A 23,111-nucleotide genomic window follows, 5' to 3' on the forward strand; every position below is an offset into this window, starting at 1 on the left:
AAGTCACTGTAGGCTTGTGCGAGTTGTGGAAAAAGATAAAAGTTGTCACTGGATTTGTGAAAACGATTCAATAATTAGAGGGGCAGATGGATAAGCTAGGCGAGATGCAGGTGTTTGTTGCAATCGTGCGCAGTGGTGGTTTTTCGTCTGCGGCGCGTGAGCTGGGACTGTCCCCGTCAGCAGTCAGCAAGCAGGTTACACGCCTCGAAAAGCGATTGGGGGTGCGTTTGCTGCATCGCACAACCCGCTCGGTGAGAACCACCGAAGCCGGGCAGCAGTTCTACCGTCGCTGTGTGAAAATTATGGCGGACGTTGAAGATGCTGAAGATTTGATAAGTGATCTGGGCCAGCTGCCCAAGGGCAAATTGCGTATCAATAGCACCCCCGGTTATGCCCGGCATCAATTGATGCCCCTACTGATCGAATTTCAGCAGCTGTATCCCGGTATCACTATCGAGCTTGATCTGACCGGACAAACGGTCAATCTGGTCAGAGAGCAGGTCGATCTGGCGTTCCGGCTGGGGGAGTTAAGAGACACCAGTCTGGTGGCAAGACGGCTGTGCGAGAGCCCCCGCATTGTATGTGCGAGCCCGGAATACCTGCATAGATATGGAATGCCCCTGCACCCATCAGAACTCGCCAATCACCAGTGTTTAAGGCTGAATACCAGCGAGGCGTTTAATCAGTGGCGTTTTCGAGGGGGCGATGGTGAATACCGTATGGACGTGAAGGGGGGATTCATAACGGATAACGTTGAAGCACTCCACGGCTATGCCCTGTTGGGAGGAGGGATTGCCAGGCTGGCTTCTTTCATCGTCGACCAGGATCTTAACGAGGGCAGGCTTGTGCCGTTGCTACAGGACTATCAGACAGATCGGCAGCAGGTGCATTTGGTTTATGCCCATCGCAAGCATCAGCCAGCCAAGTTGAAGGTTTTTGTGGAGTTTGTGATTAACAGACTGGCCCTGTCGGATACCTGAGCCCATGAGTGACTGGATAAAAAAAGACTCCCGGGGTGTGCGGCCGCCGGGAGCCAAAGACCATGTGAGATGGTGGAGTGCAATTCGGATAATCAGGCGGTCAGGCTGCCACCATTGAGCGGATAAATCTGGCCGGTCACCCAGCTGGCTTCGGTCGATGCCAGGTAGGCAACACCGGCACCCACGTCTTCCGGGGAACCGGCTCGAGGGACCATGCAACTCTTGGCGGCAATCTTCTCGGAACCTTCCCAGTTGTTCATGGTGCCAAGGGACAGGCCATTGACGGTAACGCCCTGACGACCGGTTTCGGCGGCCAGCTGGCGGATAAAGCCCACGGCCCCGGCTTTCGAGGCGGCGTAGGCGGCGATGCCCATGGGCACCCCGGCGCGCCAGGATTCAGACGTGATGCAGATGAAACGCCCCCAGCCACGCTCAAGCATGCCGGGCAGTACGGCCTGAGCAGCGTGCATCAGAGCATTGAGGTTCAGGTCCAGAAACTGCTGCCACTGGGCCGGATCGGATTCCAGGAACTTGCCATAGCCCATGCCGTCGGTCGGTACGCCGGCATTGGCGACAAAAATGTCCACACTGCCGAAGGCCTCATTCACGCGGGCAACCATCTGTTTCAGCTGGGCCGGGTCGGTAATGTCGGCGGCGACGCCGATGACATCAAAGCCTTCGCTGCGCAGCTGCTCGGCCGCGGCATCAGCGCGCTCCTGATAAAAATCATTGATGGCTACACGGGCGCCCTGACGAGCCAGTGCGCGGGCTACGCCCAACCCCATGCCGCGACCGGCACCGGTAACCAGGGCATTTTTACCCTTGAGTGAAAACAGCGGTTCCATCGATGGCGTCTCCTTGTTGTGCTTGTATATGGGTGACGAGTGCAGCTGAACGAATCGGCTAACTTGATAACCCGGCGTTATTCGCCGGTGAAGTTGGGGTGCCGTTTCTCCAGAAAGGCCTGCATCCCTTCCTGCTGGTCGCGGGAGGCAAACAGCATGGCGTTGGCCTTGCGCTCAAGGGACAGGGCGCTTTCGAGTGAAGCATCCATACCGTGCAGGATGCATTCCTTGATCTGTTCAACCGCCAGCGGCGGCATGCGGGCGATGGTGCGGGCTGTTTTCAGCGCCGTTTCCATCACCTGATCATCCGGGCAAACCTCACTGACCAGGCCCGCCACCCAGGCTTCCTGTGCGCTGATCGGACGACCGGTCAGCGCCATGCTCATCGCCTTGGTCTTGCCCACGGCGCGGACAAGGCGCTGGGTGCCACCAATCCCCGGCATGATGCCGATGCGGATCTCGGGCTGGCAAAAACTGGCACTCTCGCCTGCGATGAGAATGTCGGCATGCATGGCCAACTCGCATCCGCCGCCAAAGGCATAGCCGCAGATCGCTGCTATCACCGGTTTTGGACAGTGCTGAATCGGTGCCCAGACGCGCTCGGTGTGGCGCTTGTAGATCTCGATAGGATCAGCGTCGATCAGGCCGGTGATATCACCACCGGCCGCAAATACTTTCTCGCCACCGGTCAGCACAATGCAACGCACCTGATCGTCAGCAGCCAGTTCAGTGAAGCGGCGATTGAGTTGTTGTTGCAGCTCCAGACTCAGTGCATTGGTGGCGTGTGGGCGGTTCAAGCGCAGCACAGCAATACCCGGTTCGGGGTGCTCCAGCAGCAGTGTGTCTTCAGGACGTTGTTGATCAGTCACGGCCATCGCCTCAGAGAGAGTGGATATTGAGGGCGATTCTGTCAGCTGGCACCAGATAAACATCGTCCATTCAGACGAAGAGTGAAGTTCGCCGGGCTTATTAGACTGCAAGCATCAAGAAGAATAAGGAGGCGTTTATGACGCAGTCAGCATACTTTGATTACAGCGGCCAGGTGGTTCTGGTGACCGGCGGAACCAAGGGGATTGGTGCCGGTATTGCCCGCGCGTTTCTGGCAGCGGGTGCGACGGTGATTGTATGCGGTCGCAACGCTCCTGAGCAAATGCCATCCGGAAATGGACGCGAAGCGGTGTTCATGCCGTTGGACGTGCGTGACTATGAAGCAGCCGACGTCATGCTGCAGACCATCGTCAATGAATATGGCCGTCTGGATGTGCTGATCAACAATGCCGGCGGTGCACCCCATGCGCTGGCGGCAGACGTATCGCCGCGCTTCCATGAAGGCATTCTGCGCCTGAACCTGATTGCTCCGCTGAACCTTGCGCAGCTGGCCAACCGCCACATGCAACAGCAGAAGCAGGGCGGCAACATCATCTTTATCGGCAGCATCAGCGCGCTGCGTGCCTCTCCCGGTACTGCTGCCTACGGTGCTGCCAAGGCCGGTATTCTCTCGCTGGCATCCTCGCTGGCGGTGGAATGGGCACCCAAGGTGCGCGTGACGGCCGTCAGCCCAGGGCTGGTCGAGACTGAGCAGTCTCACCTGCACTACGGCGACGAAGCCGGTATCGCGGCGGTAGCCGCAACGATCCCGGCCGGCCGCATGGCAACGCCGGACGATATCGGCAATGCATGCCTCTATATGGCTTCATCGATCGCATCCTATGCCAGCGGCAGCAATCTGCTGCTCAATGGTGGCGGCGAGAAGCCCGCATTTCTTCAGGCCGGTAAGGCCAACAACTGAAACAACCCGGCGCCGCCCGCGACCGGGTGGCCCCATATCGTAAAGGAGACGTATCTTGGCTGATTACGAATGGTTATCGGAAGTGCGTTCCATGGTGGGGCGGGAATATGGCCGCATCTATGCATGGGACGAAGTGAACCCGGCGATGGTTCGGCAGTGGTGTGAGGTCATGGGGGTGGACAACCCGCTCTATACCGATCCTGACTATGCCGCGACCACCGAGTTTGGTGAAATCGTTGCGCCCCCTGCCATGCTGCAGGCCTGGTGTCTGGAAGGGCTGCACATGAACAACTATCCGCCGGGCTCTACCGACGAAAATCCCTATGAAGTACTGGGTCTGATCGAGGCTCAGGGCTATCCGGCCGTAGTGGCAGTGAATTCGGAGCTGACCTTTGATCGTTATGTGCGCATGGGTGAAAAGCTCTATTACACCACTCTGATCAAAGAAGTCAGCGAAGAGAAAACCACGGCCCTGGGCACCGGTTTCTTCGTGACTCAGGTGATGTCCTTTTTCTCCGAGAAACCGGAAGGCGACGAGAAGGTCGGTGAACTGCTGTTTCGCGTGATCAAGTTCAAGCCGGCACAGCAGCCGAAGCCGGTGGAGAAGAGCGAATCGGCAGTACCCAAGATCAAGCGTCCGCGCCCGGGTATCAGCGACGATACGCGTTTCTTCTGGGAGGGCTGTGAAGCAGGCGAGTTGCGCATTCAGCACTGCAAGAGCTGCAACAGGCTGCAGCATCCGCCTGCACCGGTGTGCAGCCACTGTCAGAGCTTCGAGCTGGATTACCAGATCAGCAAGGGCAAGGGAGAACTGTACTCCTTCGTGGTGATGCACTACCCGGAAGTACCGCCGTTTGAATACCCCAACCCGATCGGTCTGATTCAGCTGGACGAAGGCGTCCGCATTCCGGCAGGCCTGACGGGCATCAATCCGGCAGACCTTGAAATCGGTCAGCGCGTAGAGGTCGAGTTCCAGACCTTTGACGATGAACTCACGCTGCCGTTGTTCCGGCCGGCATCCGCCTGAGGAGGAAGCATGGACTTTACATTGACAGAAGATCAGCGCGCCATTGCCGAAATGGCGGGCGGACTGTTCACCGATTTCTGCACCGATGAGCGCATGCGCGACTTCGATGAAAGCGGTGCCACCCTCATGCAGGATCTTTGGCAGACCTGTGTCGAAACCGGCCTGCATTCTCTGTATATCCCGGAAGAAGCGGGTGGCAGTGGTTTGGGCATGACCGAGCTAATGCTGGTGCTGGAAGCACAGGGGCGAGGTCTGGGTCTGGTACCGCTTTGGCGTCATCAGGTTGCGGCTGCCACTCTGGCCCAGTTTGCCGCCGACGCGTTCGCGGGTCTGCTGGAAGCCGCGGCCGGTGCCGAGAAGGTACTGACACTGAGTGCCGGTGATCGCAGCCGCGCGACCGGTCTGGCGCTGAAAGCCGAGCAGGTTGATGACGGCTGGGTGCTGAACGGCACCGCGCATGCTGTCCCGGGTGCCGTCGAAGCTGCCGCTGCGCTGGTGCTGGTCGATACTGCTGAAGGCGCTCGCGTAGCCTGTGTTGAATTCGATGCAGCGGGCGTTAATCGCGTAGCGGGTGTGCTGACGCAGGGCGAGAGCGTAGCGGATATCAAGTGCGATAAGGTCAAACTGGCTGCCGCTGCGGTATTGCCTGTTGCGGCCACTGACTGGCTGGAAACCCGCGCCATCGCCGCTCAGGCGGCCCTGCAGCTGGGCGTGAGCGAGGAGCAGATCCGCCGCACCGTGGAGTACGTCAACGAGCGTATTCAGTTCGGGCGCGCCATCGGGCAGTTTCAGGCGGTTCAGATGAGCATGGCTGACTGCAAGGTTGCGCTGGAAGCCCTGCGCTCCTCAGTGTGGCAGCTCTGCTATCGCATCGATGCCGGTCTGCCGGCACCTTCCGAAGCACTGGCTACGGCCTGGCTGGCCTGCGAAGCCGGGCACAAGATCGGCCATACCGCCCAGCACGTGCATGGCGGCATCGGTGTCGATCTGACCTATCCGATTCACCGTTTTCTCTACTGGAGCCGCGCTCTGAGTCTGGGCCTGGGCGGCAGCCGGGCAACTCTGGAACGTCTTGGCGACTGGTTGGCAACTCACGATACCTTGGGATGGAAATATGACCTCGAAGAAAACAATGCGATTTGAAGATGTCAGCCTCGGTGATCAGTTGCCGCCGCTGGAAATCCCGATCACAGTGGCACTGATCGCCGGTGGTGCGATTGCAACCCGTGACTACTTTCCGGGGCATCACGACAAGGACGCGGCTCAGGAACTGGGTTCGCCCCATGTGTTCATGAATATCCTGACCACCAGTGGTCTGGTGGAGCGTTTTGTCGAGCAGTGGTGTGGGCCTGAAGGTCGCTTCCAGGATCTGAAGATCCGTTTGGGCGCGCCGAACTATCCCGGCGACAGCATGAAGTTTCAGGGCGAAGTCACTGCCCTGGATGCGGACAGTCGCAGTGTGGAAGTGACGCTCAAGGGCAAGAATTCCATGGGCAACCACGTCACAGGTACGGTAGCGGTCACGCTGCCCTGAGCCGGAGGAGACAAGAATGAACGATAACATCAGCAACAAGGCCGCGATCGTCGGCCTTGGCGCCACCGAGTTTTCCAAGAACTCCGGCCGTACGGAACTGCGTCTGGCGATGGAAGCCACCCTGGCAGCACTGGAAGATGCCGGTATCGACCCGTCCGAAGTGGATGGTTTCAGCAGCTACTCCGTAGACAAGGTGCCGGAGTACGAAATCGCTCGTCTGCTGGGCTGCAAGGAAGTGAAATTCTTCTCCCAGATCCCGCACGGTGGCGGCGCCGCCTGTGCACCGATCATGCATGCGGCCATGGCCGTTGCCACTGGCGTGGCCAAGACCGTGGTGGTGTACCGCGCCATGAACGAGCGCTCCTGGTACCGTTTCGGCACCGGCAGCTACGGCTTTGCCGATACCCCGATCTTCGAGAACGTGAACTACGGCTGGTACATGCCGCACGGTTTCCATACCCCGGCGGCCTGGGTCGGCATGTTCGCGCAGCGCTACATGCACACCTATGTAGCGACCTCTGAAGACTTCGGTCGTGTAGCAGTTGCGGTGCGCGATTTCGCGGCCACCAACCCGAATGCCTTTTTCTACGAGAAGCCGATCACGCTGGAAGACCACCAGAACTCACGCTGGATCTGTGAGCCTCTGCACCTGCTGGACTGCTGTCAGGAGTCCGATGGGGCCGTCGCACTGGTCATCACCAGCGCCGACCGCGCCAAGGACCTCAAACAGAAGCCGGTGATGATCAAGGCCGGTTCTCAGGGTATCGCCGATGGTCAGCAGATCATGACGTCTTACTACCGTGAAGACATCACCGGTCTGCCGGAAATGGGTGTCGTCGCTCGTGAGCTGTACCGTCAGTCCGGTCTGACGCCGGATGACATCCAGACCGCGGTCATTTATGACCACTTCACCCCGTTTGTATTGCCGCAGCTGGAAGAGTTCGGTTTTGCCAAGCGAGGCGAGGCCAAGGACTTCATCCGCGCCGGCCATCATGCCCGTGGTGGCAGACTGCCGATCAATACCCACGGCGGCCAGCTGGGCGAGGCCTACATCCATGGCATGAACGGTGTAGCCGAGGGCGTGCGCCAGGTGCGTGGCAGCTCGGTCAACCAGGTGGATGACGTGGAAAACGTCCTGGTTACTGCCGGTACCGGTGTGCCAACCAGCGGTCTGATTCTGAGCGCAAGCTAAGGAGGTCACATGTTTGTCGATCTGACACCCGAGCAGCATGCGCTGCGACTGAAAATTCGTGATTACTTCACCAACCTGATGACGCCGGAGCTGCGCAGCTCCCTGCGCGGCAAGGAAGGCGGTGACGAGTTCCGCGATACCATCCGCCAGATGGGCAAGGATGGCTGGCTGGCCGTGGGCTGGCCGAAAGAGCATGGCGGTCAGGGCTATGCCGCCACCGAACAGCTGATCTTCTTCGAAGAAGCCAACATCGCGGGCGCGCCGCTGCCGTTCGTGACCATCAGTACCGTGGGCCCGGCGCTGATGGAATATGGTACCGACTTTCAGAAAGAGAAATTCCTGCCGGGTATCGCCAGTGGCGAGATCAACTTCGCCATCGGCTACTCTGAACCCAATGCCGGTTCGGACCTGGCGGTGCTGAAAACCCATGCCCGTGTCGAAGACGATCACTTTGTGGTCAACGGTAACAAGCTGTGGACCTCCGGTGCCGAGTCTGCCGATTTCGTCTGGCTGGCGGCTCGCACCGATCCGGATCTGCCCCGTCACAAGGGCATCTCCATCATGATCGTGGACACCACCTCCGAGGGCTTCTCGCACACGGTGATCCCGACCTGCTCCAACCCGACAGCAGCCACCTACTATGACAACGTCAAGGTGCCAAAAGAGATGCTGGTAGGCGAGTTGAATGGCGGCTGGAAGCTGATCACCTCCCAGTTGAACCACGAGCGTCTGGGTCTGGGTTCCTGGTCTGACAAGGTGGTGGGGCTGTTCCGTCGCGTTTACCTGTGGGCCAAGGCCAGGGATGAGAATGGTCGCTGTGCCATGGATCAGGCCTGGGTCCGCTCCGCGCTGGCCGAGTGCTACTCGCGTCTGGAGGCGATGCGTCTGATCAACTTCCGCATCGCGTCGGATCTGGAAAAGGGCCAGATGGATGTGGCGCTGGCCTCCACCACCAAGGTGTACGGTTCTGAATCAGCGATCGAAATCCTGCGCCGTCTGGTCGACATCGTCGGTGCCAACGGTATGATCCGCGAAGGCTCCGCTGCGTCTTTGCTGATGGGTGAACTGGAATATGAAGTGCGTGCGTCCGTGACGCTGACCTTCGGTGGCGGTACCAATGAGATCCAGCGTGAGCTGATCGCCCAGTTCGGTCTCGGCATGCAGCGTGGTCGTTGAGCCGGAGACGAGGAGAGAATAAGAATGAGCACGATTGAAGAGTTTCGCGCCGAAACCCGCGCCTGGCTCGAGGCTAACTGCCCCGAGTCTCTGCGTGGTGCGGCGGCAGCTGGCGAACTGGTCTGGGGTGGTTCCAAGGTTGAGTTTGGCAGTGAAGACCAGCGTCTCTGGTTCGAACGCATGCGCGACAAGAACTGGTTCTGCCCGGACTGGCCCGAAGCCTATGGTGGTGGCGGCCTGACACCGGAACAGGATGCTGTTCTGCAGCAGGAGCTGAAGCGCCTTAAATGCCGCCCGCCACAGATCAACCTGGGTATCTGGATGCTGGGGCCTGTGCTGCTGGAATTCGGCACGGAAGAACAGAAAAAGCGTCTGCTGACGCCGATGACCCGTGGCGAAGTGCGCTGGTGCCAGGGCTTCAGTGAGCCCAACGCCGGTTCTGATCTGGCCAATATTCGCACCTCGGCCGTGGATGCCGGTGATCACTTCGTGGTCAACGGCAGCAAGATCTGGACGTCCTATGGCGATAAATCCGACTGGATGTACTGTCTGGTGCGCACGGACAACAGCAGCGCCAAGAAGCAGGAAGGCATCAGTCTGGTGGTGCTGGATATGCATGCCGAAGGCGTCGAGGCGCGCCCGATCGACCTGATCAGTGGCAAGTCCACCTTCTGCGAGGTGTTCTTCGACAACGTCAAGGTGCCCAAAGAAAACCTGATCGGTCCGCTGAACGGCGGTTGGACTCTGGCCAAGCGCCTGCTGCAGCATGAGCGCAGCGCCATGTCCAAGTTCGGTGAGTTCAGTCTGCCGACCCACTTCGATCTGATGAGCATTCTGGGGGACTATCTGCCTCAGTCTGAGTCTCCATCTGACATCGCCCTGCGTGCCCGCGCTCGTGCCTGTGCCATGGACGAGCATGCCTATAATCTGACCGTACAGCGCATGGGCCAGCAGGCACGTGCCGGTCAGGATGTCAGTGGTATTGCTGCGATCATGAAACTGGTCCACAGCGAACAGGAAAAGCAGAAGTTCGAGCTGCTGGTCGATGCCATGGGCTACCGTGCTCTGGGTTGGGACGGTGAGGAGTTCAGCGAAAAAGAGCAGGCGATCAGTAAGGCCTGGCTGCTCAGCTACACCCAGACCATTGCCGGTGGCTCATCGGAAGTGCAGTTGAACGTGATTGCCAAGCGTGTACTGGATCTGCCCGATGCTCCCAAAGGAGGCGCCAAATGAGCCTGATTTATAACGAAGAGCAGCGCATGCTGCTGGATACGGCGCAGGAGTTCTTTGCCGAGCGTAGCCCGGTGTCGGCCCTGCGGGCGATGCGAGATCGCGGCGATGAGCTGGGTTTCGAGCCGGACCTCTGGCAGGAAATGACCGAACTGGGCTGGACCGCGATACCTTTCCCGGAAAGCCTCGGCGGTCTCGAGTTCGGCTATGCCGGCATGGGCGCGGTGTTCGAATCCGCCGGTCGCCATCTGAGCGCCTCTCCGCTGTTGTCGTCTATCGTGCTCTGCGGCTCCGTACTGGAGCTTGGCGGCAGCGAAGCCCAGCAGGAAAACTGGCTGAGTGAGCTGATGAGCGGCAGCAAGCGTCTTGCACTGGCCGTTGACGAGGGGGCTCGTCATAACCCGGAGCAGATTGCGCTGTCGGCCAGCCGCAATGACAGTGGCTTTGAGCTCAACGGCAACAAGGTCATGGTCGTCGACGGTCTGGGCGCGGACGGTTGGATCGTTGCCGCCCGTACCGGTGATGCGGCGAACGCCATCAGTCTGTTTATCGTTCCGGCGGGTGCCGAGGGCGTAACTCTCACACGCCAGAACCTGATCGACTCACGCAATACTGCTCGCCTGGCATTCAACCAGGTACAGGTTGCGCCTGATGACCTGATCGGTGAACTGGATCGTGGTGCCGAGGTGTTGAACCGTGCACTGGACCGTGGCCGCGCCTGCATTGCCGCAGAACTTCAGGGTGCCTGTGAAGAACTGTTCAAAATCACCCTCGACTACCTGCGTACCCGTGTCCAGTTCGATGTGCCTATCGGTTCCTTCCAGGCACTTCAGCACCGCGCCGCCTGGATGCATGTCGATATCGAGTTGGCCCGTTCCAGCCTGATGGCGGCGCTGGAAGCACTGGATGCCGGTGATGCCCAGGCCAGTCAGTTGGTCAGCCTGGCCAAGTGGAAGGTCGGTCAGATGGCGGACAAGGTGAGTGGCGAGGCCGTCCAGATGCATGGTGGCATCGGTGTCACCGATGAGCTGGATGTGGGCCTCTACTTCAAACGCATCCGTGTGCTGCAGGCACTGCTGGGTGATGCTGACTACCATCTGGACCGGTCGGCTTCACTGCTGGAATCTGCCTGAGACCCTGTCGGCAGGGGAGCGCTCGTCTCCTCTGCCTCTTGGTGGCCTCTTTCTATGCTGTGGAGGCCTTTTTCCGATGCCTGTGTGCTTCGGGCTTTAAGGCCCGGATTGCTGGCCGTTCCGATGACTCAGGTGTCACTGAAGAGGGACAAGAATGAAAATAAGAACAAAATTTCTCTCCATCTCGATCGTACCCATGATCATTGTCGTTCTGGCCGTCATGCTGGTGGTGCAGTGGCAGCTGCAGCAGCTTGAAAACAAGGAAGTCGACACGATCCGTAGCGAGATGATGGAAACTCGCCAACAGGAACTGAAAAACTATATCGATATGGCAATGGGCGCGATTCGTCCCTTGCAGCATCGCCTGGATATGCGTTACCAGGAAAAAATCGCTCAGGCGCAGGAAGTGCTGAATGGCATGACCTTTGGTGAGGGCGGTTTCATCTATGGCTATGACCTCGATGGCAATATCGTTTTCCACTCCGGCAATACCGACATGATCGGCAAATCGGTGCTGGATCTGAAAGACCCGGATGGCAAACCCTTCGTTCGCGACATTATCGAGACAGCACTGGACGGTGGCGGTTTCGTGCAGTTTCGCTGGCCCCGAGAAGCGGGTGGCGAGCCCGCGCTGAGGCTCACTTATGCCCGTGAAATCGAAGTCTGGGGCTGGGTGATTGCAACCGGCTTCTTCATTGATGACATTGAATCTCAGGTTGCGCTGCGAGAGGCCAATATCGGCCATACCGTGACTCAGACGATGATCTGGATTCTGGCCTCCGGGCTGGTACTGGCCGTGCTGGTCAGTGCGGTCAACCTGTTGTTGTCACGACGGATACTGGGACCGCTGCAGCTGACGGCTCAGGCTCTTTTGGATATTGCTGAAGGCGAGGGGGACCTGACGCGCCGTCTGGATGTTCACAGCCGTGACGAAGTCGGCGATGTGGCGCGGGGCTTCAACGGCTTTGTCGAAAAAATTCATCAGCTGGTCAAGGAAGTTCAGGTGGCGGTGGGCTCACTGAGCCAGTCCACCGCGTCCATGACCCAGGTGGTAGATCAGACACAGGCTGATACCCGTCAGCAGCGAGAAGATACCGGACGCACCGCCGCCTCCATTCAGGAGATGGTTGCCGCAGTTCAGGAGGTCGCGTCCAGTGCCACCATGGCGGCCGAGGCGGCACAGCAGGCAGATGCCAACGCCCGCAACGGTGATCGTGTTGTGGAGGAGACCATTCGATCGATCAACCAGCTGGCAGATGATGTCCACCGCTCGGCCGAGGTCATTACCCGTCTGGGTGTCGATGCCGACGCTATCGGCAGTGTCGTGTCGGTTATCAGCGGGATTGCAGAACAGACCAATCTGCTGGCCCTGAACGCTGCGATTGAAGCGGCGCGCGCGGGTGATCAGGGGCGGGGATTCTCGGTGGTCGCCGATGAGGTCCGTACGCTTGCCAGTCGGACGCAGCAGAGCACTGAAGAAATTCAGCGCATGATCGAGCGTCTTCAAAGTGGTGCGCGCGAAGCGGTCACGGTGATGAGCCGCAGCCGTGAGCAAAGTGCCGCCACGACCGAGCGTGCCGAGGACGCGACCCGTTCACTGCAGCAGATCACCGCTTCAGTGGCGACGATCAGCGAAATGAATACCCAGATTGCGGGCGCGGCTGAACAGCAGACAGCGGTTGCCAATGAGATCGACGGCAGTGTGCAGCAGGTAGCGGCGATTGCCGACAAGGCCGATCACAACGCCAGTATTCTTGCGGACACCACCGCCGGCATGGCGCAGCTGGAGCAGCGCCTGAGCCAGCTGGTGATGACCTTCAAGGTCTAAGCGAGCGCTACAGGTTGGAGTGTGCCTTCTTGCACTCCAGTACCCCCGCCTGTCCGGTGGGGGTATCAACCTGCTGCAGCAGCGATCGCGCCATCCACAGTCCCATCTTCACTTCCTGCCAGATGTAATAGCTTTCACCGGGTTGGGTATCGATCACCAGTGTCGATGTGTTCTCGGTAATAGAGGATATTTCGTGCCGGCCCGGGTCTACGACCCAGTGGAAGTAGGTTTTGGGTCCCGTCTGACCGGCCACTCGCCCATTCAGCGCCACCGTCATCGGAATGGCACCGCCAAAGGTCTCGTTGCGATAGACATAAATGCTCGATTTATCGGCGGGGACAATGAACTGCTTGGATTCACTGTCGCTGCTCATGGAGTCCATGGGAACGCTGGCACACCCGCCCAGCAGCATCACCCACAAGACTGAGATAACAGCGAAGACAGATCGGATAGACATGGCCGTGCTTCCTTGTTGACGTGGTATCTCTCAGAGCTTGGTACAGTCCGGCGAAACTTGCACGGTTGTGGACGTTTTTTCCTGATCCTGAGCAACCGCTATCGCTGGCAATCGGGGGCGCTTATTTTCATGGCCCAAGACTGCACTCATCTTTTATGACGCAGCGCCTGGAGAAATGAGACTTTTTATCTGTGCATTACGTACAAGTGTCAGCGAATACCGCCCAGTTCGTCTCAAAAGCTGCTGTTCTGTAACAAAAACATGTATTTCTTGGTCTTTTGACTGTTTAATGACCATATAGAAAAACATCCCAATGTCGCTAAAATAAGACACTTATAATCGAGATTCTCCGACGAGATTGGCATGACTCTAAAATATCGTCTTATCTTCGGCTTTGTCGCGATCGCGGCGGTCATGAGTGCCTTCAGTCTGGTGATCGCACGCAAAGAAGTCGTTGCCATGCGTGGCTTTGATAACCTGGTGAAGATCAACAGCCAGGAGACTTATCACGCCGCCAGAACCAGCATGTTGCTGCAGAGAACCAAATCCAATCTGCGTGAACTCATCGTTGAAGCAGCTGTGGGAGTGGAGACGGATGAGATCATCTATACCCTTGATGTCGTATCGGAATCACTGGCTGAATTAGAGCACTTGAGTGCCAGTTGGCTGGAGATCGTCAATCGAGACCTCTCCCACTCGGATGATTTTGACGAAGCGCTGGTGGAAGATGAGCGCGAGGAGCTTGAGGAATTACAGGAGGTCAAGGAACAGCTGGCCTCTTTCATTAGTGCCAGCCGGGAGCTGTTGAGCCTTTATCAGCAGAAGCCCGATGGTCTGTCGGAAATGTATGAGTTTTTTGAGCATGAGCTCGAAAACCCTTCACGCCAGCTGCAGTTGAACCTGCAGGAACTCTGGGACGACACTCAGGAAGAGGCTGAAGAGGAAAGTGCGCGCTTTATTGCGTCGCTGGAAGAGGTGTTCTATCTGGCGCTGGCGTTATCAGGGCTTTCGATTCTGCTGGCAGGTGTCGCAGGTATCAGCTATTCGCACTGGATTACCCGTTCGCTGAATCGGGTCATGGTGGGTATCCGGTCGATCCACAAAGGGGATTATGGCGTCACACTGCCCATAAAGGGGGATGATGAAATCGCGCAACTGTCGCTGGCACTGAATCACCTGTCCAGCCAGCTTGAGGCCAATATCGAGGCTCGAGAAGTCGCCGAGGAACAGTTGCAGATGTTCAACCAGGAACTCGACGCCATCGTCGAGAATCTGCCCGCCATGTTGTTCCTCAGAGATGCCGATAGCCTCAAGTTCGTGCGGCTGAACAAGGCCGGAGAAAACCTGCTGGGGTTGAGTCGAGATCAGGTCATCGGCAAAACGGTATATGATCTGTTCCCGCATGATCAGGCGAGCCGCTTTTCTTCCATGGACAGCGAACTGGTGACCAATCGTCGTGAAGTCGTGGTGGATTTGAGAATCGACACGCCAGCAGGGCCACGTGATCTGCATGCGCGCAAGATCGCGCTCAGGGACAGTGCGGGTAAAGTCAGGTTTTTGCTGGGTGTGGCAACGGATGTCACCGAAGAAAAGCGCCTGCGTGATGATTTACAGAACCTGGCCAGTCATGATGCGCTTACCGGATTGCTGAATCGCCGGGTCCTGATGGAACAGCTCAATACCGAGGTTGCACGTGCCACGCGTTATGGTAACCCGCTGAGCCTGATCATGTTTGATGCGGACCACTTCAAGAAAGTCAACGACCACTATGGGCACCAGGCGGGTGATCGTGTGCTGCATGACCTGGCGAAAGTGACCGGGCAACTCATTCGTACCAGCGATATTGCCGGCCGATACGGTGGCGAGGAGTTCATGCTGGTGCTGCCCATGACCGATGCGGCCAGTGCAAAAGAGTTGGCAGAGCGTCTGCGGGAGCGTGTCGCGGAACTGTTGATACCACAGGTGTCTGAGTGCGACGAGGCGATCAGCATCACCATCAGCCTGGGGGTCGCCAGTCTTGCGGGTGAAATCAATACCACCCAGGAACTGATTCGTGCGGCAGATGAAGCGCTGTATCGTGCCAAGCATGAAGGACGAAACCGTGTGTGCGTGGCACACGCCTGACTGAAGCCGCTACCGTGAAACGCGGCTGACAATCGGTCCTATCCGTCCAGGGCCGTAATGCGGGAGCCCGGCAGGGCTCCCGATGCGGTCTGCTGTCAGAGCTTAACAGCGGCTTTCATGCCCGAGCGAAGGGCGCCCTCGATATAGGCGACTTCGTCACCATCACCGATATTGACCACCTCGATACCCTGCTTTTCAAGGCTGCTGCTCAGGCAGCGATTGGTGTCGGCACCGATTGCCAGAACCACCGAATCCGCCGCCAGCTCGTGGCTGTTGCCTTCGGCATCCGAGTAGTTCAGCGCCTTTTTGCCAATGGTGTGCACCTGGGTGTTTTTCTCCATTCGCACGCCGTGGCTCTCAAGATTGTGCAGCACCTTCCAGCGACGCACGATTGAAAGCTCGGCGCCCAGATCAGGGCCGGGTTCGAGGACATGCACATTACGACCACGTTCGACCAGGAACTCGGCCAGCTCCAGGCCGACCAGCCCGCCACCGATGATGGTGACGTTCTTGCCCAGCGGCATCCACAGCTTGGACAGGCTCTGCATTGCTTCGGTGCTGTTGGTGACGCCGACCAGTGAGCCGGACTTCATCATCATGCGCTGGGTGACGCTGAGCTTGCGCTTGGCGATGTCGGAACCTTCACCGGTCATCAGTTTACGCAGCTCATCACCTGACCAGACATGTTTCTGATCGGCACCGGGAATATCCGGGGCATTGCGGCGCGCACCTACGGCCACAATCACCTGATCAGGTTGCAGCTCTTTGACCAGTGCATCGTCCGCGTTGGTGTTCAGCCGGACATCAATCGGCAGATCACGTACCTGCTTGATCAGATAGTCGAGCAGAGCCCCGTTCTCGGGATAGGCGAGGGCGGCAAAGAACAGGGTGCCGCCCAGACGGCCACTGCGCTCGACCAGGGTTACCTGATGGCCGCGCAGGGCGCTGACGCGGGCGGCTTCCAGACCGGCGGGGCCACCGCCGACCACCAGCACTTTCTTCGGGCTGTCGCTGGCGATCAGCTGCAACTCGGATTCGTGGCCGGTCTGCGGGTTGACGGCACACTTGACCCGCTCGTTGACAAAAATCTGGCTAACACAGGCGTAGCAGTAGATGCAGGGGCGCACATCGGCCGCACGATTGTCCTTCAGCTTGTTGGGCAGGTCAGGATCGGCCAGCAGCTTGCGTCCCATGGCAACGAAGTCGCAATTGCCATCGGCAATGGCCTTATCGGCCATTTCCGGGTCGATACGACCCGCGGCCGTCACCGGAATATTCAGCGCCTTGCGAATGTGTGCAGCCCAGTCGAGGAACATGCCCCGTTGCTGCGGAATCGGTGCCTTGGTGAAGGCGTTACCGCTGCTCAGGTTGGCGTAGGCCGAAACGCTGATCAGGTCGATACCGGCCTCCTGCGCCATCTGCGCGGTGAGGGTCGCGTCTTCAAGGCTGATCCCGCCGGGCAGGTCCAGTTCCAGAGCATCCATGCGCATCCACACCGGGTAGTCCCGACCGACACGTTCACGGATGGCATGGATGACTTCAAGCAGCAGGCGGGCACGGTTTTCCAGCGGGCCACCATATTCGTCATCGCGCTTGTTGTAATAGGGCGAGAGGAAACCGGCAATGATGTAGGTGTGACCTGCATGGATCTCGACCCCGTCAAAACCGGCTTTTTTGGCCCGCTCCGCGGCGTCGGCGAACCAGGTCACCATCTGTCGGATATCATCCTTGTCCATCACACGGATGCGGACACCGGATTTTTCCCGGCCCTTGGATGAGCTGATAAAGCGGCCTAGCTCCGACTGCGTCAGCGATGCGAACATGTCGGTATTGGCGGCCGGCGGCATGGACGGTACCCAAAGCTCCCGGCCTTCGGCCAGATCGCGTACCGATGTTTTGCCCGCATGCTGAAGCTGCATGGCGATCTTGGCGCCATGCTTGTGCACGCGGTCGGTCAGTTGCTTGAGCCCGGGGATGAAATCATCAGACGATACACCCACCTGAAACGGCTCGGCGGTGCCGGCCGGATAGGCGATGGAACACACGCCCATGGTGAGCATGCCGGCGCCACCCTTGGCACGGGCCTCGTAGAACGCCTGAATGCGTTCGCCACAGGTGCCATCCTGCTCGGCGTAGTTGGACCCCATCGGGGCCATCAATATGCGGTTTTTCAGCTCAAGCGAGCCGATCTTGCCCGGGGTAAAAAGGTGTTGATAAGCGGCCATAGGCATCACTCCTGAATCTGCTCAGAGTATGAAGGTGCGGCAAAGCCGGCTTCAACCCTGCTGCAGAAAGTCGATACAGGTGCGGTTGAACAGATCGGTATGTTCGACCTGAACCCAGTGACCGCAACGGTTGAGCATGAGGAATCGGGCCTCGGGTGCCTTGTCGAGGAACTTGAACACGCCTTCGACCGGGTTGAAACGGTCATTGCTGCCCCAGAAGCCAAGGATCGGGCAGGTGAGTTCACCCAGACGCTCGGTCATGTTCGGCACCATCATGGTGGAAAACAGGTTGGCCGGCTGAGTGACAGCAACCGCAGCACGCTCGGCAAGCAGTGCATCTTCCAGCTGGGACGCATCATAGAGCTGCAGCTGCATCACCTGACGCATCTCTTCCACACCCATAGGCCCCTGGCCATAGACTTCGACCATGCGCTTGATCCCTTCCATCTGGAAGTAGGTTTCACGCTCTTCGACACCGCCGGGTGCCATCAGCACCAGGCGTTCAACGGTAGCCGGATGGGCCAATGCCTGGCCCAGCGCGATGGCGCCACCCAGTGAGTTGCCCAGCAGGCTGCAGCGCTCGATGCCGGTGGCCTGCAGGAACTGGTTCAGGCACTCGACAAAGAATTCGAGGTTGTAATGGGCGTCTTCCGGCTTGCTGGAACGTCCAAAGCCCGGCAGGTCCAACACGATGTTGCGATAACCGGCTTCGGCAAAGACGGGATAGTTGGTCTTGAAATTGCTGAAACCGCTGGCACCGGGGCCGCTGCCGTGCAGCCAGAGCACGACCGGGCCTTCACCCACGTCCAGATAGTGTAATGTCAGGCCGTTTTCGAGTTGGGCGTAATGGCCGATTGGCAGTGGCAGGTCCTGATGATCCATGGTGTTCTCCTTATTATGGAGGCGGCGCACAGGCCGCCTATAGATCGAGTCCTGCTTATCCTCTAACCGGCAGGGTGTCAGGACATCGTCCGTTCAGACCAGCATGGGGCCGGTCGGCTTAGTCTTGATGGACGATGTTCGACTTGCATGGCTGGTCAAAGATGCATCACACAACAAGAACCTGAAAGCGGTGTGCCTGAGGGTGCACAGGAGGATGTGTGATGAAACATCAAGGCAAGGTGGTATTCGTGACCGGTGCCGGTCAGGGCATGGGTCAGGCTGTGGTGAAGCAGTTTGCAGCCGAAGGCGCCAAAGTGGCAGCCATCGATATCAACAAGGAGGCCGCGGAAGCCACGGCTGCATCCTGTGAGGGTGAGGTCATTGCGATCGCCTGTGACATCTCCAACAGCGAATCGGTCAAGGGCGCGATGCAGCAGGTCAAAGACGCCTTTGGCCGTCTTGATGTGGTGGTCAACAACGCCGGTATCGGCTCTGTCGACGAGTTTCTCAATACGCCGGATGACAACTGGGAGCGCGTAATTGGCGTTAACCTGACCGGTACCTTCCTGTGCTGTCGTGAAGGCGCACGCCTGATGGCCGAAAACGGCAGCGGAGCGATCATCAACGTATCCAGTTCTGCGGTCATGTCCGGAGAAGGCCCGAGCCACTATGTGGCGTCCAAGGCCGGTGTCATGGGCCTGACCCGCAGTATCGCCCGTGAACTGGCGCCCAACGGCATCCGCGTTAACACCCTGGTTCCGGGTGCAACCAACACACCGATGATGGCCGGTATTCCCGAAGAGTGGATGCAGCAGATGATCAGCACCATCCCGATGGGCCGCATGGCCGAGCCGGAAGACGTGGCCAAGGTCGCTTCTTTCCTGGCCAGCGACGACGCAGGCTTCATCACCGGACAGAACATTGCCGTCAACGGCGGCATGGTTTTCATCTGAGGTGACCATGGCTGATATGACACTGGAACAGCGTATTGATCGTCTTGAGTCCATCGAGGCGATTCGTCAGCTGGCGGGCAAATATTCGTTGTCGCTGGATATGCGCGACCTGGATGCACACGTGAACCTTTTTGCACCCGATATCCGTGTCGGACGTGAAAAGGTCGGGCGTGAGCACCTCAAGGCGTGGGTAGATACCACGCTGCGTGATCAGTTCACCGGTACCTCGCACCACCTGGGGCAGCATATCATCGAGTTTGTCGATGCCGATCATGCCATCGGCGTCGTCTACTCCAAGAACGAGCATGAGACCGGCCCCGAGTGGGTGATCATGCAGATGCTGTATTGGGACGACTATGAGCGCATCGACGGGCAGTGGTACTTCCGCCGTCGTCTGCCCTGCTACTGGTATGCCACCGATCTGAACAAGCCGCCCATCGGCGACATGAAAATGCGCTGGCCGGGACGTGAACCCTACGAGGGTACGTTCCACGGCCTGTTCCCGTCCTGGCAGCAGTTCTGGAGTCAGCGCCCGCCGGAAGGTGAGCTGCCAGAGGTTGCGCCGCCGGCGCCCGTGGAGCGTTTCCTGCAGACCATGCGCGGTGATACGCCCGCGCCGAGAATTCGGGTACGCTGAGTTCAGCGGACCGTCACATAAAAAGAAGGAATAAGCGCATGAGTTCCAATCAAACTGCGCCGTCACCGGCGGTGGTGCCGCGCGAGGAGACCCAGCGCAAGCTGGACCGTCGATCCCAGGCGGCCGCTTTGATTAAGCCGGCGGACCGCTACACGATTGCCGATCGCGTCGAGCAGCAGGCCGAGACGCTGGGGGATCATCCGTTCATCATCTACGGTGATACCCGCCTGAGTTATGCCGAGCTGAACGCCCGGGCCAACCAGGTCGCCCATGCGGCACTGGCCTGCGGCCTCAAGTCCGGCGATGTCTGTGGCATGGCGATGGAAAACCGTCCCGAGTTTTTCACCACCTGGTTCGGTCTGACCAAAATAGGTGTGGTCGTTGCCTTTATCAACAACCAGATCAACGGGCGTCCGCTACAGCACGCGCTGGAGTCCACCGACGCCAAGGCCGTGATCGTCGGTGAGGAATGTGCTCACCTGTTCGCCCAGACTCCGGATCTTAACGTGCCCCAGTGGTTGCTGCCGGATGCCGAGAAGCCTGCCGCTGAAGCAGACCTGGCCGGTCTGAGCCGTGACTACATCAATGCGCTCGAAACCGCTTCACGCGAGCAGGTGGACAAGTCGCACCGTGCCGATATTACCGCGGAAACGCCGACACTGCTGATCTTCACCTCCGGCACCACCGGTCTGCCCAAGGCGGCAATCTACAGCCACATGCGCTGGCTGTGCTCCGGTGATGTCATGGAGGTGACCGTCGCGGCCACGCCTGACGACGTCTTCTACTGCTTCCTGCCGCTCTATCATGGTGCGGCGGCGACGTCACTGACGTCCACCGCGCTCAAGGCCGGTTCCACCATCCTGTTGCGCCGCAAGTTCAGCGTCAGCCGTTTCTGGTCTGACGTCCGTGAGCACAATGTGACCGTGTGCCAGTACATCGGCGAGATCTGCCGCTATCTGCTCAATCAGGAAACCGATTGTGGTGAGCACAAGATGCGAGCCATGGTCGGTGCCGGTCTGACGAACGAGACCTGGTCCCGCTGGATCGAGCGTTTCGGCCAGATGGATGTCTACGAGGGCTGGGGCTCGACCGAGGCCAACACCAACCTGATCAACGTGGACAACTACATCGGCTCCTGTGGTCGCGTGCCGGACTGGAACAAGACCAACCTGCGCCTGATTCGTTACGACGTGGAAAGCGACAGTTATGTCCGTGATGAGAACGGCTACTGTGTCCAGTGCCAGCCGGGTGAAGTGGGTGAAGCCGTTGGTATGATCATCAACCATCCTGAAATCGGTGGCGGTCGTTTTGAAGGGTATACGTCCAGGGACGCCACCGAACAGAAGATTCTGCGTGGCGTGTTCAGCGAAGGTGACAGCTGGTGGCGTTCCGGCGACCTGCTGCGCTATGACGAAGACGGTTACTTCTACTTCGTTGACCGTGTCGGCGATACCTTCCGCTGGAAGAGCGAGAACGTATCCACTCAGGAAGTGGCGGCTGCACTGGGTGACTTCACCGGTGTCGAGCTGATCAACGTCTACGGCGTGCGGGTGCCTGACCATGAAGGACGTGGCGGCATGGCGGCGATCGTCATGCAGGAAGGTGCCGAGTTCGATCCCCAGGCGTTTTATGACCTGACCGAAGAGCGTATCCCCCGCTATGCGGCACCGCTGTTCGTGCGTGTCAGTGAAGCGGCCGATATGACCACCACGTTCAAGCTGCGCAAGGTGGATCTGCAGCGTCAGGGCTACAGCCCGGAGCACTGCAAGGATCCGCTCTATATACGTGATGACAAGGCTGGCACCTATAAGCCTTACTCGGCTGACGCACTGGCCGCAGTCGGGTTGCCACCGTTCGAATACCAATAAGGCGTCGGGAGATAACAATGGGATTGAGAGGAGATGCCGCGATTGTGGGCGCGGCGCAGTACAAGCCTGAAAAATATGCCACGGCGCCGCAGATGTTCCACCTCGAGCAGGTGGCCGATCTGGCGGCCCAGGCACTGGAAGATGCAGGACTCAAGGCCAGTGATCTGGATGGTCTGGTGATCAACGGTCCCCAGTTCCACGAAGCGTCTGTCTTCGTACCGGCCATGGCGGCCGAGTATCTGGGCATTGAGCTGAACTTCGCCGAAGTGGTCGACCTGGGGGGCTGCACCCCGGTAGGCATGGTATGGCGCGCGGCAGCGGCCATCGAGATGGGGCTGTGTCAGGCGGTACTCTGCGTGATTCCGATGCGCCTTGCACCGTTCGGCCCGAGCGAAGATCCGGCCTGGATGGCCCGTGCCATGCGCTTTGGTGGTCACAGCACCGCCTTCGGTGCACCGGAGGCCGAGTTCGATCTGCCTTACGGCCACATGGGCCAGAACACCGGCTATGCCATGATCGCCCAGCGCTATGCGGCGCAGTACGGCTACGACCAGGCCGCGATGGCCAAGATCTGTGTTGATCAGCGTACCAATGCCCAGGCCAACCCGGATGCCATGTTCTTCGGCAAGCCGCTGACGGTCGAAGAGGTCCTTGGTTCGAAGATGGTCGCTGACCCGCTGCACGTGCTGGAAATCGTCATGCCGGTAGCCGGTGGTGCCGCCGTGATCGTGACGTCCAGGGAACTGGCGGCCAAGACCAAACACCGCCCGGCGTTCGTGAAGGGCTTTGGCGAGCGTCTGTCGTTCAAGTCACCGTCCTATGCCAACGACATGACCGTGACCCCGGTTGCGGCTGCGGCCAAGCGCGCCTTCGAAATGGCCGGCGTCAAACCGCAGGATATGGACGCGGCGCAGATCTACGACTGCTACACCATCACCGTGTTGCTGTCGCTGGAGGATGCCGGTTTCTGTCCGAAAGGTGAGGGGATGCGCTTCATCAAGGAGAACGACCTGACCTTCAAGGGCAACTTCCCGCTGAACACCCACGGCGGTCAGCTCAGCTTCGGTCAGGCTGGCAGTGCCGGTGGCTTCTCGCAGGTGATCGAAGCCTACACCCAGATCGCCGGTCGTGCCGATGCACGTCAGCTCAAGCGTTGCGATCAGGTGTTCGTCTCCGGAACCGGCGGCGTGATGAGTGAACAGGGTGCATTGATTCTGCAGGGGGGCTAAGT

Annotated in this window: 20 protein-coding genes; 15 read left to right on the forward strand and 5 right to left on the reverse strand. The window is 59.0% G+C overall.

All coding sequences use genetic code 11. From position 1 onward, the window contains the following. Positions 1–86: 86 nt before the first annotated feature. Positions 87–980, forward strand: a complete 894-nt coding sequence (locus LN244_RS04990; RefSeq protein WP_239041747.1) for a LysR family transcriptional regulator — start codon at positions 87–89, stop codon at positions 978–980. 92 nt (positions 981–1,072) lie between these two features. On the opposite strand, the gene LN244_RS04995 is transcribed toward LN244_RS04990, so the two are convergent. Both LN244_RS04995 and LN244_RS05000 read right to left on the reverse strand, forming a co-directional pair. Continuing rightward, positions 1,073–1,825: an SDR family NAD(P)-dependent oxidoreductase gene (locus tag LN244_RS04995; protein WP_239041748.1), complete on the reverse strand. Its 753-nt coding sequence runs from the start codon at positions 1,823–1,825 to the stop codon at positions 1,073–1,075. A 77-nt stretch (positions 1,826–1,902) separates the two neighbouring features. Next, positions 1,903–2,694, reverse strand: a complete 792-nt coding sequence (locus LN244_RS05000) for an enoyl-CoA hydratase (protein ID WP_239041749.1) — start codon at positions 2,692–2,694, stop codon at positions 1,903–1,905. A gap of 137 nt (positions 2,695–2,831) precedes the next feature. Between LN244_RS05000 and LN244_RS05005 the strand changes: the two genes are divergently transcribed. From LN244_RS05005 to LN244_RS05045, 9 genes are all read left to right on the forward strand, one after another. After that, on the forward strand, positions 2,832–3,614 hold the full coding sequence (locus LN244_RS05005) for an SDR family oxidoreductase (RefSeq protein WP_239041750.1): 783 nt from the start codon (positions 2,832–2,834) through the stop codon (positions 3,612–3,614). Positions 3,615–3,669: 55 nt separating this feature from the next. Continuing rightward, positions 3,670–4,641 carry an OB-fold domain-containing protein gene (locus LN244_RS05010; RefSeq protein ID WP_239041751.1) on the forward strand — a complete coding sequence of 324 codons (972 nt, stop codon included), beginning with the start codon at positions 3,670–3,672 and terminating at the stop codon, positions 4,639–4,641. Positions 4,642–4,650: 9 nt separating this feature from the next. Next, positions 4,651–5,784, forward strand: coding sequence for an acyl-CoA dehydrogenase family protein (locus LN244_RS05015; RefSeq protein ID WP_239041752.1), 1,134 nt, complete (start codon positions 4,651–4,653; stop codon positions 5,782–5,784). Beyond that, the gene (locus LN244_RS05020) at positions 5,774–6,175 is read left to right on the forward strand and encodes a MaoC family dehydratase (RefSeq protein ID WP_239041753.1); all 402 of its coding nucleotides are present in this window, start codon (positions 5,774–5,776) and stop codon (positions 6,173–6,175) included. The genes LN244_RS05015 and LN244_RS05020 overlap by 11 nt, the downstream gene beginning before the upstream one ends. A gap of 16 nt (positions 6,176–6,191) precedes the next feature. Beyond that, positions 6,192–7,367 (forward strand): lipid-transfer protein, encoded by a 1,176-nt coding sequence (locus LN244_RS05025; RefSeq protein WP_239041754.1) that lies wholly within the window; start codon positions 6,192–6,194, stop codon positions 7,365–7,367. A gap of 9 nt (positions 7,368–7,376) precedes the next feature. Further along, a complete protein-coding gene (locus tag LN244_RS05030; protein WP_239041755.1) occupies positions 7,377–8,543 on the forward strand; it encodes an acyl-CoA dehydrogenase family protein in 1,167 nt (388 codons plus the stop codon). A 24-nt stretch (positions 8,544–8,567) separates the two neighbouring features. Continuing rightward, positions 8,568–9,776 carry an acyl-CoA dehydrogenase family protein gene (locus LN244_RS05035; RefSeq protein WP_239041756.1) on the forward strand — a complete coding sequence of 403 codons (1,209 nt, stop codon included), beginning with the start codon at positions 8,568–8,570 and terminating at the stop codon, positions 9,774–9,776. Next, the gene (locus LN244_RS05040) at positions 9,773–10,906 is read left to right on the forward strand and encodes an acyl-CoA dehydrogenase family protein (RefSeq protein WP_239041757.1); all 1,134 of its coding nucleotides are present in this window, start codon (positions 9,773–9,775) and stop codon (positions 10,904–10,906) included. Before LN244_RS05035 ends, LN244_RS05040 begins: the two co-directional genes overlap by 4 nt. Before the next feature lie 154 nt (positions 10,907–11,060). Next, positions 11,061–12,734 (forward strand): methyl-accepting chemotaxis protein, encoded by a 1,674-nt coding sequence (locus LN244_RS05045; protein ID WP_239041758.1) that lies wholly within the window; start codon positions 11,061–11,063, stop codon positions 12,732–12,734. A gap of 7 nt (positions 12,735–12,741) precedes the next feature. Here LN244_RS05045 and LN244_RS05050 read toward each other — a convergent pair whose 3' ends face one another. Next, a complete protein-coding gene (locus tag LN244_RS05050; RefSeq protein ID WP_239041759.1) occupies positions 12,742–13,191 on the reverse strand; it encodes a DUF2846 domain-containing protein in 450 nt (149 codons plus the stop codon). A gap of 363 nt (positions 13,192–13,554) precedes the next feature. Between LN244_RS05050 and LN244_RS05055 the strand changes: the two genes are divergently transcribed. Continuing rightward, complete coding sequence (locus LN244_RS05055; protein ID WP_239041760.1) at positions 13,555–15,315, forward strand: sensor domain-containing diguanylate cyclase; 1,761 nt, start codon at positions 13,555–13,557, stop codon at positions 15,313–15,315. Between the two features lie 95 nt (positions 15,316–15,410). On the opposite strand, the gene LN244_RS05060 is transcribed toward LN244_RS05055, so the two are convergent. Together LN244_RS05060 and LN244_RS05065 are read right to left on the reverse strand one after the other, a co-directional pair. Next, the gene (locus tag LN244_RS05060; protein WP_239041761.1) at positions 15,411–17,540 is read right to left on the reverse strand and encodes an oxidoreductase; all 2,130 of its coding nucleotides are present in this window, start codon (positions 17,538–17,540) and stop codon (positions 15,411–15,413) included. Positions 17,541–17,591: 51 nt separating this feature from the next. Further along, on the reverse strand, positions 17,592–18,422 hold the full coding sequence (locus LN244_RS05065) for an alpha/beta fold hydrolase (RefSeq protein WP_239041762.1): 831 nt from the start codon (positions 18,420–18,422) through the stop codon (positions 17,592–17,594). A gap of 221 nt (positions 18,423–18,643) precedes the next feature. Here LN244_RS05065 and LN244_RS05070 point away from each other — a divergent pair, with 221 nt between their 5' ends. The 4 genes from LN244_RS05070 to LN244_RS05085 are packed head-to-tail and all read left to right on the forward strand — an operon-like array spanning position 18,644 to position 23,109. Next, complete coding sequence (locus LN244_RS05070; protein ID WP_239042366.1) at positions 18,644–19,375, forward strand: SDR family NAD(P)-dependent oxidoreductase; 732 nt, start codon at positions 18,644–18,646, stop codon at positions 19,373–19,375. A 7-nt stretch (positions 19,376–19,382) separates the two neighbouring features. Continuing rightward, entirely contained in the window at positions 19,383–20,012 is a 630-nt protein-coding gene (locus LN244_RS05075) for a nuclear transport factor 2 family protein (protein ID WP_239041763.1), read from the forward strand. Between the two features lie 38 nt (positions 20,013–20,050). Further along, on the forward strand, positions 20,051–21,880 hold the full coding sequence (locus LN244_RS05080; protein WP_239041764.1) for a long-chain-acyl-CoA synthetase: 1,830 nt from the start codon (positions 20,051–20,053) through the stop codon (positions 21,878–21,880). Between the two features lie 17 nt (positions 21,881–21,897). After that, positions 21,898–23,109 (forward strand): thiolase family protein, encoded by a 1,212-nt coding sequence (locus tag LN244_RS05085; RefSeq protein WP_239041765.1) that lies wholly within the window; start codon positions 21,898–21,900, stop codon positions 23,107–23,109. Positions 23,110–23,111: the final 2 nt, after the last annotated feature.

The organism is Marinobacterium sediminicola, from assembly GCF_022343685.1.
Taxonomy (GTDB): domain Bacteria; phylum Pseudomonadota; class Gammaproteobacteria; order Pseudomonadales; family Balneatricaceae; genus Marinobacterium; species Marinobacterium sediminicola.

Bases quoted from the DNA above. Each gene is read 5' to 3' on its own strand.
- LN244_RS04995 (WP_239041748.1), bottom strand. From the start codon at position 1,825: ATGGAACCGCTGTTTTCACTCAAGGGTAAAAATGCCCTGGTTACCGGT.
- LN244_RS05005 (WP_239041750.1), top strand. From the start codon at position 2,832: ATGACGCAGTCAGCATACTTTGATTACAGCGGCCAGGTGGTTCTGGTG.
- LN244_RS05055 (WP_239041760.1), top strand. From the start codon at position 13,555: ATGACTCTAAAATATCGTCTTATCTTCGGCTTTGTCGCGATCGCGGCG.
- LN244_RS05080 (WP_239041764.1), top strand. From the start codon at position 20,051: ATGAGTTCCAATCAAACTGCGCCGTCACCGGCGGTGGTGCCGCGCGAG.
- LN244_RS05025 (WP_239041754.1), top strand. From the start codon at position 6,192: ATGAACGATAACATCAGCAACAAGGCCGCGATCGTCGGCCTTGGCGCC.
- LN244_RS04990 (WP_239041747.1), top strand. From the start codon at position 87: ATGGATAAGCTAGGCGAGATGCAGGTGTTTGTTGCAATCGTGCGCAGT.
- LN244_RS05030 (WP_239041755.1), top strand. From the start codon at position 7,377: ATGTTTGTCGATCTGACACCCGAGCAGCATGCGCTGCGACTGAAAATT.
- LN244_RS05065 (WP_239041762.1), bottom strand. From the start codon at position 18,422: ATGGATCATCAGGACCTGCCACTGCCAATCGGCCATTACGCCCAACTC.
- LN244_RS05045 (WP_239041758.1), top strand. From the start codon at position 11,061: ATGAAAATAAGAACAAAATTTCTCTCCATCTCGATCGTACCCATGATC.
- LN244_RS05060 (WP_239041761.1), bottom strand. From the start codon at position 17,540: ATGGCCGCTTATCAACACCTTTTTACCCCGGGCAAGATCGGCTCGCTT.
- LN244_RS05070 (WP_239042366.1), top strand. From the start codon at position 18,644: ATGAAACATCAAGGCAAGGTGGTATTCGTGACCGGTGCCGGTCAGGGC.
- LN244_RS05035 (WP_239041756.1), top strand. From the start codon at position 8,568: ATGAGCACGATTGAAGAGTTTCGCGCCGAAACCCGCGCCTGGCTCGAG.
- LN244_RS05075 (WP_239041763.1), top strand. From the start codon at position 19,383: ATGGCTGATATGACACTGGAACAGCGTATTGATCGTCTTGAGTCCATC.
- LN244_RS05015 (WP_239041752.1), top strand. From the start codon at position 4,651: ATGGACTTTACATTGACAGAAGATCAGCGCGCCATTGCCGAAATGGCG.
- LN244_RS05020 (WP_239041753.1), top strand. From the start codon at position 5,774: ATGCGATTTGAAGATGTCAGCCTCGGTGATCAGTTGCCGCCGCTGGAA.
- LN244_RS05085 (WP_239041765.1), top strand. From the start codon at position 21,898: ATGGGATTGAGAGGAGATGCCGCGATTGTGGGCGCGGCGCAGTACAAG.
- LN244_RS05050 (WP_239041759.1), bottom strand. From the start codon at position 13,191: ATGTCTATCCGATCTGTCTTCGCTGTTATCTCAGTCTTGTGGGTGATG.
- LN244_RS05040 (WP_239041757.1), top strand. From the start codon at position 9,773: ATGAGCCTGATTTATAACGAAGAGCAGCGCATGCTGCTGGATACGGCG.